This is a genomic window from Paenibacillus agilis (assembly GCF_007786455.1).
Classification (GTDB): domain Bacteria; phylum Bacillota; class Bacilli; order Paenibacillales; family Paenibacillaceae; genus Paenibacillus_B; species Paenibacillus_B agilis.
Genome location: NZ_VNJK01000001.1, coordinates 830,548 through 845,311, shown reverse-complemented (window position 1 = coordinate 845,311; position 14,764 = coordinate 830,548). Strand labels below are relative to the sequence as shown.

The window sequence follows — 14,764 nt, the reverse complement described above, 5'->3', positions numbered from 1 at the left end:
TTGAAACCCTCCCCATTCATCTTTATTGTTCATCCTTTACAGAGGAAACTCGATTGTGGCTTGAACCGGCCAGTACTCTAGATGGACGCAAAAAAAGCCCTTAAAGGAGTACATCTTTAAGGGCTTTTCCATTTCCTCTGTAACTAAGAATCTAGTTTAGCTAAAAGCTAAGATGATTTTTTACGTTCAAATAGCTTATATTGCTCATTATCCCAGTTCGCCAGCAGCGTATATTCATCCACCTGATATATTTTCGTACCTTTGGAAAGTTCATTTGACGAGAACTCTCCCTTCGGTAGCTGATTACTTCTTACCATCTTCGATACCGATCCTACCTGGTTCACATTAGGATATTGCGCTTTAGCTACCAAGTTGTCTCCTATGTATTCCTGATTGTTGTAGATCAGAATGGAAGCATGGCTTTGAGATTCTCCACTGCAACCGACGAATAAAGTAGTGATTATGCAAAAAAGAGCCATACCTATAATACCCTTCTTCACTTTTCCACCCCGCTTATGAATCGTTACTCTATTACATACAAAGAACACCATTTAGTTAGAAAAGATGCTCCTTATAAAGAGACGATCCAAAAACCCATTTTGTTGCAGTGAAATGAAAATTTTCTCAGGAAAAGTTGGTACATGGATTAATGAATTATTCAAACATGCTGTACACTAAGCCATTGTTATGGTTCGTTACGGCTTTGTACATTTCACTCTTTGCCTCTTCCGCAGAAAGTGCGCGATTCCATATTTTAAGGTCAGCTATTTGTCCATTAAATTTATAGAAATCGTCACGACCCCAACCAGATACAAACGCCTTGCTAACTACATTCCGACTCTTTGCCTCGTTCCCCGATTTAATCAATGTCTGCTTTACACCATTAATATATAACTCACTATCATACACATTTCCGTTATTAAATACAGCTGTAACATGGGTCCAACGATTCATTAAATTTAATGATGATATACCATACATATCTGCGACACCTGTATTAAAACCGAAACGATTCTCAGCCAAATACAATGTATATGCCTCTTCCAAAACCCCACTTCCCCAATTAAATGGCATTTCAGCGTTACTTCCATCCCACTTCATCCAAAATTGAACCGTTGTTTTTGCTCCTGGTTGTTTGTTGACCGGAATATCACTTAGTTCTATTCTTTGTTTCCCTTTTAGCTTCAATGCGCTATCTGGAGCTTCGCCCAACTGCCATCTTCCGATTAAATCATTCGCAGCAACAGGCTCTTGCTTCATTACACTACTTGTAATCTCAGCTGGGGTTAATGCTCGGTTCCATATTTTAAGATCTGCAAGTTGTCCTTTGAAATTGTAATCATTATTTTCCCACCAGCCACCAATTGTCGCATTAGCAGATACATGTTTTGTAAATGAATTAGTACCATATAGCTTTAGCGTTTGGCGCTCTCCATTAATATACAATTCGCTCTTCGTAATATCCCCATTATTAAATATTGCGGTAACATGGACCCATTTATTTTTAATATTCACTGCATTAAATCCATAGACTTCGCCATTAAAAGTGTTAAAGCCTAGAACGTCACTTGTTATGTATAAATCATAACCTGAGCCCCAAGAGAACGGCATTTGCTGGCTCTGCCCCGACCAGTTCATCCAAAATTGCACGGTTGTACGACCATTCTCTGCTTGATTCAGACTATTCGCCACTATACTTACCTTCTTATCTCCAGCAAAAGTCATTTTTTCAGCAGGTGCATTGCTGAGATCGGTTAATTTGATTTGCTTTTTTCTAATTAAGTTACCGTTAGCATCATACTCGTAATGAACAGAATTGTTTGCAAATGCGCTGCTAGTAAATAACATACTTAGCAGTACTACTACCATAAGTGCTTTGGTGACAAATTTCTTTTTCATGTTCATTTCCCCTTAGATGTTCTTTTATTGTGTAACTATATATTTTATCGCATAAAAAGGGCCTAAGCAAGCTAAAGACTACTCTTTCCAAGTAGATTGCCATTGGCATCGTATTTGTACGTCACGACTTTACCGTTCGGATACCTAATCGTCTTCAATTGCCCATTTTCATTGTATGTATATGTTTTAACTTTCACATTGCCTGTGGCATTTAAGAACGAGAGAGTTACATTATCCACATCCAAATAAGCACGCTCTTGACCACCAACTCCGAAGCGAATATCTACCGTAGTAGCCTTAGGATGAACGACGAAATACTCCAACTTTTCTCTCCATCTCCACTGATCATTCTGATAGACGTAATGTACTTCGTCTACTATCTCTCTTTTTCCGTTGCGTTGAATGACACTCATCTGTACTTTACCGTTCGCTGCTGCATAGCGTAAATGTGCATTTAGCTTATAAGCCGCCCCGCTGATAACGGGTATGGATTCTGACACTGTATACTGATAGGACGAAGCTTCTTTTTCACCGCTATATAGTCGCAAGTGATATTTTCCCGCAACAGGTTCATAGGGGGCTAATTTCGAAAATGGATTCTCACTAATACCGTTTCGCCAATTCAACTCCCAGAAGTCCGCCAAATGGTTCTGATTGCTATCTTCTTCGAAAGTTCCATATTCGTTCAAAGACTTCAATTCCACTTGATCCACATCGAGATAAGCTCCTTCTTCCGCCCAACCAACTCCAAACCGAATTCTAATCCCAACGGTTTCTGGCTGTACAACAAATCGATTATTCGTATCTACCCATTGCCAAGCACCTTTGCTGTACGTATATTGAAGTTCACCAACGTTATTTCCTTTGCTGTCCACTTGAATGATAGAGATTTGGGCCATTCCGCTTGGCAGTGTATAGCGTAATTTGGCTTTGAGTTCGTAAGCATTTCCACCTTTAACTGCTATAACATTGGACAACGCATATTGAGCTGCCGTCGCGTCTCCCATTCCATTATATAGACGCAAATGATACTTCCCACTTACCGGTTCATAGGGAGCCATTGTAGCAAATGGTTTGGTACTAGTGCCATTTCTCCAATTCATCTCCCAGAAATCCGGCAGATTATTCAGATTTACGTCCTTCTCAAATCCACCGTTAATCGCCTCCATATGAGGAGATGGAGTGGTACTTCCAACTGCATGTACCTGTAAAGTGGGGATTATAGATAGGATCAATGTACTTACTAATAGCAACATAATTACCAACTTACGCATATTTTTTATTCCCCTTCTAAATTGTGATTTCCCTTTTTAATAGGAATATATAAATGAATTAGTTGTAGACTCCTTTCTGGTCTACTAGATTTCCATTTTGGTCGTAATTATAGTAAATCGATTGAAACTCGGAAATATAATGATGTAAGAGACGTCCCGCCTTATCATAGGTATAATGAGCTCTATCTATTTTGACATCATCCAGAGACATCGCGCCTCCGTTATGAATGCCCCAGATCAAATAATAATTATCCTTATCACCTGTCGTGAAGGTAATCGTCTTCTTACCACCTTTGCCTGTCTCGGCTGTCCAACTAGAAAAGCCTAAATCTGCACTCCTATCGTTATCGGCACTACGAACTAAAAAGTAATAAAAGCCTTCTTTTTCAGTAACCGGCGCTTCAATCGCTTTATAAGAGAATGACACTTGATACCTGGTGTTTTTCTCGAACTTGACACGCTTTGGGTTGCTATAGGAGAACTCATTCCATTTTAACGAATCTGGGGATGCTAAATACGCCGAATAGGTTCCACTAATCACTTTGTCAGCATCATTTGTTATCGTGCCCGCCCAAGCTTCATAGTCGGTGTCACTATATGTACCTCTTTCAAACGATTCACTTCGTTTCTTCATATGTATATCATCGAGTGAAATCTCTCCACCGTTATGAATACCCCAGATGAGATAGTAATTGTCTTTCGAGCCCGTAGTAAATGTAACTGTCTTGGTTCCTTTGTCCCCATTCTTCTTGGCCTTCCATGTTGTCCAGCCAATATCCGCTTTCACATCATCGTCTGCACTTCGTGCCAAAAAATAATAATACTGATCATCTACTGATGTGGCTTTGTTAGCTTTATAAGAGAACGTAACCGAATATGTAGTATAAGGCTCAAACTTCACACTTTTAGGATCGGAATATGCAAATTCACTCCACTGCTGGGAGGGAGCAGAAACAAGATTGGCTGAATATTTTCCACTAATGACTTTGACCGGATCACTTGTTATACTACCCAACACGGGTCGAAATGCCGTATCTGTAAAGCTACCTTTTTCAAAAGACTCACTAATCTTCTTAATCGTAATATCATCCAAAGATAGCGCTCCACCGCCATGGATACCCCAGAGTAAATAATAGTTCTCTTTATTTCCCGTCGTAAAATATACCGTCTTCGTATCTACTGTGCCTGTCTCAGCATGCCAAGTCGTCCAGCCTCTATCAGCACTTACATCATTATCTGTACTACGGACCAAGAAATAATACCGTCCATCCTTGCTCGCATCAGGCTGTTCAACAGCCTTATATGAAAATGTAACTGCATAGGCGGTGTTTCTTTCAAGGCGGATATTTTTAGGGTCAGTATAGGCCATCTCCTTCCATTTGTCCGTCGACTTGGATTCTAAGTATGCTGAGTATTTTCCATTCACGACCTTTAGAGAGTCTTCCGTTATACTTCCAGAAACCGCTTGGAAGTTCGTATCTGTAAAGCCCCCTGACTCAAACCCTTCGGAAGGTGACACACTACTACCCAAATAATCGGCCTGTGCAGTATGCTGAAAACTGAGCTGTCCTACTAACAACATACAAGCAAACACGACAGTGTTAAGAAAATAACGTTTTCCTTGCATAACTATCCTCCGTTTATACTAATGAAATTGAAATTCTCTGTAGACAAATTGAACCCTGCACTACATTCTGTTTAATTATGAACTAACGTGCGAACTAGATTTCCATTTGAATCATAGTGATATGTAATCTTGGAGCCACTAGGATTCGTGTGCTTAATAAGTCTTCCGGCATCATCATATTGATAATCCATTTCTTTAATGGTGACATCATCTAGAGTTATCGCTCCCCCATTATGGATAGCCCAGATGAGAAAATAATTGTCTTGATCCCCTGTTTTGAATACGATTGTCTTCTTACCCGTACTTCCTGGAGCCTCATTCCACTCTGTCCATCCCTTATCACTCGTATGATCGGAGCCTACTCCTCGGGCGGTGAAGTAAAAATATCCATTCTGATCTTTCACCGGAGCTGTGACCGACTTATAAGAAAAGGTTACCGAATAGGTTGTATGCTTCTCAAATTTTACTTTTGACGCATCGCTATACATAAGATCTTTCCATTGCTGTGTAGGATCTGACTCCACGTAAACGGAATACTTCCCTTCCACTACTTTTGTAGGATCACTTGTTACCGTGCCTGAAGCTGCCTGGAGTTTTGTATTCGTAAAGCTTCCTTGTTCGAAAGACTCACTTACCTTTTCTATTTTCACATCATCGATAGATAACGCTCCGCCATTGTGAATTCCCCAGATTAGAAAATAATTGTCCTTATCCCCTGTCTTGAACACGATCGTTTTCTTGCCTGTCTTACCCGTCTGATCATTCCACTCCGTCCATCCTTTGTCGCTCGTATAATCAGAACCGACTCCTCGGGCGGTGAAGTAAAAATATCCGTTCTGATCCTTCACCGGGGACTTGACTGACTTGTAAGAGAAAGTGACTGCATACGTGGTATGCTTCTCAAATTTCATTTTCGCTGCGTCGCTATACATGAGATCTTTCCATTGCTGCGTCGGAGTTGACTCCACATAAGCGGCGTATTTTCCCGTCACTACTTTTGCAGGATCGCTCGTGATTGCACCTGATGCAGCTTGAAACGTTGTCCTGGTGAAATCCCCTTGTTCGAAGGATTCACTTATCTTTTCTATTTTCACGTCATCGATAGATAACGCTCCGCCATTGTGAATTCCCCAGATCAGAAAATAATTTTCCTTATCCCCTGTCTTGAACACGATGGTTTTCTTGCCTGTCTTACCCGTCTGATCATTCCACTCCGTCCATCCTTTGTCGCTCGTATAATCAGAACCGACTCCTCGGGCGGTAAAATAAAAATATCCGTCCTGTTCCTTAACTGGAGCTGTGACCGACTTATAAGAGAAAGTTACCGAATAGGTCGTATGCTTCTCGAATTTCATTTTCGCCGCATCGCTATACATGAGATCTTTCCATTGCTGCGTCGGAGCTGACTCCACATGTGCAGAATGGTCTCCTGCTATTACTTTTGAAGGATCATTTGTTACAAGACCCTCTCCAGCCTTATAGATTGTTGTGGAAAAACTTCCACCTTCTAATGCTTCCACCTCATATTGGGCATTACTTACAGCAATTGAATTCATCCTTGCTTTAGAAGCAGTTGCATCCGCAGCTCCATGAAAAGAAAGCGATGTCCATACAAACGACATGATGAATGCTATCATTGCTATTTTTCTTATACGCTGAACCATTTTGTACTATCCCCCTGAGTTAATCTCATTCTTCTCCCTGAGTATATAAATATATGAATATATTTTAAGATTACTTTGCAGTCTGCCTTCTGTCCTTGATAATTATGTATATTTCTAATTTGACTTCCTTTTTGAAATGAAAAAAACCACTTGGAGTAAACTCACAAGTGGTTATCGAATGGCTGCGTCTCTAGGTATTTGCTCCTCTATTGTCTTTCTATCTTTTCTTCATTTCCATAGAATCGACATAGACTACCCCAGAACCAGGCCTGTCGCCCGTGGCTCTGATTACTGCATATACACGAACATATGCCGTGTTTTGAGGTGTTGTTGTCTGGGCTGACAGTGTAATAAATTGTTTTGTAGCTTCGGAATAAGATTTGAACGTATTCGTGTTAATAAAAGCATTAGAGCTATCGAAGTAATCAACATACAAGTCTATTCTTGCATGTTGAAGTGACTCAATATGAAATTGTCCATTTATTTGATACGCTTGTCCACCCTCAGCATGTATATCTTGATAAATTAACATCTGAGTACCTTTCGGTAGTTTAGAAGCAGTAATCTTTTGAGCATAGGTTCCGTGTGATGTCGTCTGTTTAACAACAGATAAGCTTCCAGATGCTTCTTGATCGATATGGCTCCCCCAGTCTGCGGCTAGTCCATTGAATTGGACCCTCCCCTCAAAGCTTGGGTTACTGATCATATTAAGCTCGTTATTATAGTGAAGACTCATGGAATCCACATGTACTACCCCTGCCCCAGGCGTACTAGCCGTAGAACGAATAACCGCATACAATCTTATAAATGCCGTATTTGGCGGCGTAATGCCACTGTTGGTTAAAGTAATATATCCTTTGGTATTGTTACTATATGATTCAACCTTTTTAGCGTTAATAAAGTTATTTGAGCTATCTAAAAAATCGACAAATAAATCAACTCGCGCATTCTTTAATTTTTCAATCTGATATCTTCCACTAACCGTATACGCTTTGCCTGCTTCAGCGTGAATGTCCTGGTAAATTAACATTTGAGTGCCTACAGGCAGATGTTCAGCACGTATAAATTGCGATTTATCGCCATTAGAACCTAGTGGATCAAGACCAAATGTTCCTACTACCTCAGGATCAATATGACTGCCCCAACCTGCAGCTAGGTTGCTGCCTTCTGTCTGTTCTTCAAAGCTTGGATTACTTACTACGTTAGGATCATAAGTATGTTTTACACTCATGGAATCCACATACACGAGACCATTCCCAACAGCTTCGTTACCTGCACGAATTACGGCATGTACTCGAATAAATGCCGTTTTCTCCGGAGTTACTCCATGCGTAGATAAAGTAATAAAACCCGGTGTAACATGGTTATAGGATACCACCATTTTGGCATCAATAAAATTTTTCGAACTATCTAGAAAATCCACAAACAAGTCAACTTTTGCATGGGATAATGCATCTATGCGATAACGTCCGCTCACATTATATTCTATTCCTGCTTGCGATTTCACATCTTGATAGATAAGCATTTGAGTACCTTTAGGAAGGTTAGTCGCATGCATCTTTTGAGACTTAGTTCCATGTGAAGAGATCTCTCCATCAAGCGCAAATGTTCCTGTTGCTGTGTTATCAATATAACTACCCCAATTATCAGCTACACCATTTGAGGCATTGTATGTTTCAAAACTATGATTACGTAAAAGGTTAACATCTGTTGACTTGGTGATTCGAACTATATTTCCATTTTGATCATAGTGATAATCGTATTGGAATTCTGGAGTCTTTGTAGATTGTAACTTACCATTGTTATCATATATATACTCTGATGCGGCGGCTATAGCCTGTGGGATTCCGTATAAGGCGAAGATAGATAAACATAAGAAAAATAAGAACGATTTCTTGAGTGGTGACTTCATAAATTTTCATTTTCCTTTCGTACGTAATAAGTAATGAAGTGATTCGTATTCTTTAAGATTACTTTGAAGGCCGCCTTCTGTCCTTGCTAATTATGTATATTTCTAGTTTTAATATCTTAGTTAAATGAAAAGAACCCACTTGGAGGCGAGCTCACAAGTAGGTTCATAATAACTTTAGGTTTTAATTATAGAAGATGCTGATGAATTGTTGATCAAATACACGGATTCTTCTAACCATCTTTATAATTCTTCACGAGCCCAGTCTACAAATAATTTTGCTTGTACACTATTCCTTAGAATAATATGTTCAACCGTAGAATCTGGGTACTTCAATTTAAAGCTTAACTCCGCATCTTTAACATAGTACTCATCATCCATTGGCTCATAATGTAAATCCTCTCCATACAACTCTTCTAGTTGAGCAAGAGGAGTTCCGATACTTATTTCTCCGTTTACTTTGCCTGCGTAACAATCACGAAGTGTCATCATGACTAATTCTCGTGACTCTCCATCAAAGAACAAATCAATAAATTCACCCTCGATAACGACCCCAGAATTCTCTACAATTTCATAGCTGAAATCGATTTTTTTGAGTACTTTTTAATGAAAGATCGAATAGTCCTGCTCCAGCGATTACTTCTTTATCTAAATAAGTGCTCACTGATGGAGTCTCCTCTCTTAAATACAAACCAATCCAGTTTGCATTAATACGGATAAATACTGAGGAACTAATTAACTGCTCTGCCTTTTGTTATACTTTTTTAAAAATAAGCCAATTAAATTCCCAATTACTATTGTTGGAATTGATAATATTAAAACAATGAATAAAATTAATCCTTCTCCATTTTCATCATCGATTTCTTTACTAGGATCCCCTATTGCTATTTTAATCGCCACAAGAAATACAACCAAAGCAACAAATATCACTAAACTAAGAAAATACTCTCGCCAACTACCCGATTTGAATGAATATATATAGCTCACAGCATTAATTCCAATCATTAAGCAACTAGAAATGATAATGAAACCTATTGAAAAGAACCAATCAAAATTAATTAAACTGAAACCAATGATAAATGTAAGCACTACATGAATTACGGGGTTAATTAAGTTTTTTATCCTCACTTTGTCAACTACATCTCCTTTCAATGCCTGCTATAATATATCTTCACCCCTATATGAATCATAGCGGTATCTCTTGGATCATCGAAATAAGAAGAAAAATAAGAAAAATCAGACGTTCCAGACTTTATTTGATACATGCCTGCACCAAATTTCAGAAATTCACCACCATAATCAAATACTCCTCCAGCATATCCGAAAAAAATGTTCCCCAAATCATCGTTTCTATATAATTCTCCATCATATACATAAAATTTATTATCCTTAAAGTCAGAATTTTTCACATCTACCCTACCACCCGTTTTAACTAAACTAATAAAAGTTAGTAGCTTAGTTGCAGGGTTTGCAGAATAACCTGCATAATCAGATTTAAAATCATTCATCAGTGAAGCCATTCTAGTTGTAATATTAGGGGCACTAACTTCATTTTTCCTAAAAACAACATCTTTCGGTAACGTTCTGTTGTGTAAATTATAATATGCTACCCTAACTCCATCAGCACCCTTTTCGGCTTCTAGTTGTATTTTCTTGTACTTATCAATATTCCCCAAAAAACTTTGTGCCTGCTTACACATTGTTGGTGTATAACAAGAATTAACACTCTTCCGAATAGTATTAATAGCCCTCTGAGCATTCTTCCATTTATTAGTGAACCCTTGTACTAATCCTGCCAAATGTTTGTTATCCGATGATTTAGACCGTCCACTTGGATCAGTATACTTTAACGGATTGTTCTCCACATACGTATACAAGTTCAAACTTAATGGATTCCCTAGTTCCCCTTCATACGTATCCTCACTAATAAACCGTCCCATGCTTGGGTCGTACCATCTTGCACGAAGATATTGAAGTCCTGTCGTCTTATCCCAATATTCGCCTGCGTATTTGAGGATATTTGGCACCGTCTCTTTCTCTTCTAATGGCAATCCCCAGATGTCATAACGATATTCATTCAACTTCTTACCCGTTTCATCGACAACAGCTACAACATCACCATGTCCATTTAGCTGATAGTATTGTAACTGACTTGTTGCCGCATCTTGGCGACCGATAAGCTTACCATTTAAATCATATAGATATACATACTTAATCTTTGCCTTGCCATCTGTACCAACAACTGCTTCTGCTAACAATAGCTTATTTGCATCGTAATAGTAACGGTTTCGGACGTTATTCTCAACACGCTCATATAGCAATCCTTCTCCAGTGTAAGAATACGTTACCGGATTATGATCTCCTGTTGCCTTCGTTAGGCGATTCTTCTTATCATATTCGTACTGTGCTGCCTTTATCGATGGCGCTCTATTACTATCTAACGTCTGCCTATTATACCTTGCATCGTACGAATACATTTCGTCGAACTCACTGGATGTCTGAATCTGATTCAACGGCGTGTACATGAAGTTGGTGATGTAGTTATTTTCATTACGCTGCGTGATGTTTCCAACCAAGTCATACCCATATTGGAAGGTGTTCTGCGCAGCTCCATCTTTTGCATACCTAAGCTGCTTCAACCTTTTATCTACATATTGATAATCCGTTACAAATGCGGTACCGTACGTTTGCTTCGCGAGTTGCCCATTTGCCAAGTGATCATATGTAATTGTCTTCGCTGGCTGATTACCGCCACTCAGAATGTTCAACTGCTTTAACTGGTTAACGTTGTTGTAAGCTCCATCTACCTTGACATTAACACCTGTTGCTGCGAACTCATACCCCGTCTTCTTGTTCAGATCATAGTTGTTTGTCAGCTTCACACCATCTGGATATTGAATGCTCGTCAAGAAACCAGAACGCGCCTGATATTCATAGCTCGTCGTTCCTCGATGATCCGTCATCGTGAGCGGTCTACCTTCAGTATCGTAGCTGTATTGAACCGTTTCATTTCCAAGCGTATTGTGTAAAAGTCGGTTCATTGCATCATAGCGATTTTCTGTAACTGTACCACTGCGATCAATGTATTTCTCTAGGTTGCTATTTGCATCATAGTAATACTTCTGAACTTGATTTGTCCCATTTATTTTTTTAGAAACACGACCAAGTTCATCATATTCTTTCTTCATCTTCTGGTTGTTTGCGTATGTTGTCTCAACAAGATTACCTAAGCGATCATAGAGATAACTTGTCGTCTGTTTCTGAGCATCTGTAACCGCAGTCAATTGGCCTCCAGCGTCATACTGATATGCCGTGCGATTGCCATTTGCATCTATTGCAGAAGTGACCGCACCCGCAAGATTATACTCTGTACGCTGAACTGGGACGTAGTTCTGCTTGTTCTGGTACGACTCCACCAAAATCGTTCTGCCTAACACATCACTAGTCGTTTTCGCGCGATTTTGCTCTGCATCGATAGCAGTTACTGTCAGCTTCACATCATCGTACTCAACTCGATCTGAGGTACCATTTGCATAAGTAGTTTGAAGCGGGCGCCCAAATCCGTCATATGAATACGTTGTACGATTACTATACGCATCTTCTGTCCATTGCAGCTGACTTGTACGTTCATCATAACCGTATTTCACTTCGCCTAAGCCTTGAGTTTCTCTAGTCTTACGACCCAATGGATCGAACCATGCTTCGGCCACTTCTCCGAGCGTATTCTTCATTTGCAAATGGTTTTGAGCATCATTATATACGTAGCTTATCTGGCTTTGGTTCGGCATTGTGACTGATGTTGTTCGTCCCAATGGATCATATCCATACGATGTCGTTTGCTGTTTACCATCTGTGTAAGAAAGCAAGCGTCCTGTTACTGGGTCGTACTTCGCTTTTTCTACAATGGTAGACACTTGTCCATCTGCATTTGTAACATCCACTTCTTGCTGCGTAAGGTATCCATGTTGATATTCAGCACCATAGTGGTATCTAAATACGGTGGGTTTTCCTTTATCGTTATGAGCCGTTACTTTCGTAACATTACCAAATCCATCATACTCATAATTGATATGACCAAAAAGCTGTCCGCCTTCTGAGTTGGTGTACGTTTTAGATTCAATTACAGAACCTTTATCATTACGAACTAATCGGGTAAAGCTCTGCTGATTTGCGTCCAATTTGGACGTAATCGTTTCTGCTAGTCCCCATTTTGCATCGTAGGTAGTTGATGAGCTAGCTCCTAAGTTATTCGTCTCACTCGTTACATTACCATTTTCATTATACTGACGATTAACGATGAGAGATGGGCTCTCAACCCCATTACTTATTTTCTTTGAAGTAATTTGGGCAGGATAAGGATTTAAAACATTTGACGTGTATGATTGATTCGTCACATGCTGCACATGCCCTGCTTGTTGCACCGTCTCTACATTTCGGAATACAGGATCATCACCCGAGCGTACTTTGTCATAAGTAGATATGCTCGTGGCATCTCCGCTCTTAAATATCGTTTTATGTCTACCATTCGAGGCAGAAGCATATGGATCCGATTCATATTGGATACTTGTCTGATTACTCTCGACTACTGCGCCATTCACATACTGCGCAACATCTTTTCGTTCCACTACCCTGTACTGTTCTTGTTTTGAATCAAGTCCAAAATTTCGGAGCACTTTGTCATAACGGTATTCGGTACGTGCTCCTGTTGGATGATGGATTGCTTTTAATAAGGCATAGTCATTTCGTTGATTAATTGGATCCGAGGTCATCGAAAATTTCGATTGGGCAGGATCGTATCCATAGTGAGTCGTTCGGCCCATCGTATCCGTAACAGACTCTAAATACGGTATGTCTGTTCCATCAAACTTTTTATATGCATACTTAACCGATTCATTCGCATTAGTCGTAGCTGTTATAATACTATTTTGCCAGTCATAGCTGAATTGAATGTAATTCCCTAAGGAATCTGTCACTTTTCCTAATCCGTAACCTAAATGTTGAAAATCTATAAAGTTTGAGTAGTTATCTTCTACTCGTATCAGGTCACCTCTTGCATCAAAGTAATACGTTGTACCTTGCTTCATTTTCAATGCGTATGCTGAAGTATCGTACCCTACCTTTCGGCTGCTGTCTTTCGTTAACACAGCATCTTTCCAAGGATAACTCTTAAGATTGAGATCTTTATCTACCTGGTAGACGCCTCCTGCTGGCATACGAATAAAAGCCTCTTCATGTTCAAACTTCATATACGGGATATCCCATGACCAGCCTCTACCCAAAATCGAATCTTTACTATCTCTCTCTATTTTATTATCAGGGTATTTACCAGGATACAAATAGCCTGAATTCCGTACAATCTTATAATTCTCACCATCATCACATTTGATTTTTTCAAAGTCTATGTCATAATGCATCGATATCTGAATTGATTTGTTGATTTCACTTGCTGGAAATTCAACTTCAGCTAACGGCCTCATTGCCTCCTTTTCTTTTCCATAAAAGTATTCTACTTTTCTTTGTTCAAATTGATAACTATACCGACCATCTACACCTGGATAAGTAAAATAACCATAATCATCATTTTTATTCTCAGCCCACCATACTCTTTGTCCTCCACCTAATTTCTTGTAAGTCGTCCCTTTGACACACGGAGTAATAAGAGCTGAAGCATAAAGTTCAGGCTGTACGGTTTTCTTATAGAATTCAGCATCATTGCTGTCGTAAACTCTGCGGAGCGAGAAAGACAGTCCATTTCTTCCTGGTAAAGAGAGATCCGTTGAGGACAAACTCAAGGAACCATCTACACTCGAAATGGTTTCGTTACCTGTTTGAACAGAGTATGGTGCTTGGTCTAGCTTCTTATGCTGATTTACAAGACTCAACTTATCATGATTAATTCTAGGTATATCGTAAATACTTCGTTTCTTCCTTGACCCATAGACAGATTCTGTAACATTTCCATAAGTAGCCCCCGTTACATCTCCTAGATTAGGAAAGAGCAAGTTGAAACCTGGCATCTGCAATCCGTATGTCGCATCCGTCACCGCAGGAGGTTCATATTTCTTCCCTACACCCGGATACATCTCCTCAAGCGTAGCTTCCAACGATGTGATCTCAGGATTTTTCGCTAAAGCATCATGAAGATGCTTCAAAGAGTATCCTTCATTCAATCGCAAAAGAATATCAGAAGGAGATACGTTGTATTTCTTCGCGATGTAGTCAATCGTCAGCAATGCCCTATTGTCAGCCGTCTGAGTGGAAATTGGCTTAGGCGCTACCACTGCTTCTGCAACTTGCAAAAATAAAGGTGCGGATAATTCTAAAAACAAGACTAAAGCAAGTAAACTTGATAGCGCTCTCATTTTTTTCATCTGCTTAGATCCCCTATTGT

The 14,764-nt window shown here is 39.5% G+C and carries 9 protein-coding genes; all 9 read right to left on the bottom strand.

All coding sequences use genetic code 11. From position 1 onward, the window contains the following. Window positions 1-167: 167 nt before the first annotated feature. Window positions 168-500: a hypothetical protein gene (locus tag FPZ44_RS03490; RefSeq protein WP_144987434.1), complete on the bottom strand. Its 333-nt coding sequence runs from the start codon at window positions 498-500 to the stop codon at window positions 168-170. Between the two features lie 154 nt (window positions 501-654). Next, a complete protein-coding gene (locus tag FPZ44_RS03485; protein ID WP_186785901.1) occupies window positions 655-1,899 on the bottom strand; it encodes a LamG domain-containing protein in 1,245 nt (414 codons plus the stop codon). Window positions 1,900-1,970: 71 nt separating this feature from the next. Continuing rightward, entirely contained in the window at window positions 1,971-3,173 is a 1,203-nt protein-coding gene (locus FPZ44_RS03480) for an RHS repeat domain-containing protein (RefSeq protein ID WP_144987430.1), read from the bottom strand. A 58-nt stretch (window positions 3,174-3,231) separates the two neighbouring features. Beyond that, window positions 3,232-4,800 (bottom strand): hypothetical protein, encoded by a 1,569-nt coding sequence (locus tag FPZ44_RS03475; protein WP_144987428.1) that lies wholly within the window; start codon window positions 4,798-4,800, stop codon window positions 3,232-3,234. Between the two features lie 71 nt (window positions 4,801-4,871). Continuing rightward, the gene (locus tag FPZ44_RS03470; RefSeq protein WP_144987426.1) at window positions 4,872-6,464 is read right to left on the bottom strand and encodes an RHS repeat domain-containing protein; all 1,593 of its coding nucleotides are present in this window, start codon (window positions 6,462-6,464) and stop codon (window positions 4,872-4,874) included. Window positions 6,465-6,681: 217 nt separating this feature from the next. After that, entirely contained in the window at window positions 6,682-8,376 is a 1,695-nt protein-coding gene (locus FPZ44_RS03465) for a hypothetical protein (RefSeq protein ID WP_144987424.1), read from the bottom strand. Window positions 8,377-8,616: 240 nt separating this feature from the next. After that, a complete protein-coding gene (locus tag FPZ44_RS03460; protein ID WP_144987422.1) occupies window positions 8,617-8,865 on the bottom strand; it encodes a hypothetical protein in 249 nt (82 codons plus the stop codon). Window positions 8,866-9,108: 243 nt separating this feature from the next. Next, the gene (locus FPZ44_RS03455; protein WP_144987420.1) at window positions 9,109-9,525 is read right to left on the bottom strand and encodes a hypothetical protein; all 417 of its coding nucleotides are present in this window, start codon (window positions 9,523-9,525) and stop codon (window positions 9,109-9,111) included. Next, window positions 9,522-14,744 carry an RHS repeat-associated core domain-containing protein gene (locus FPZ44_RS03450; RefSeq protein WP_144987418.1) on the bottom strand — a complete coding sequence of 1,741 codons (5,223 nt, stop codon included), beginning with the start codon at window positions 14,742-14,744 and terminating at the stop codon, window positions 9,522-9,524. Before FPZ44_RS03450 ends, FPZ44_RS03455 begins: the two co-directional genes overlap by 4 nt. Between the last annotated feature and the right edge of the window lie 20 nt (window positions 14,745-14,764).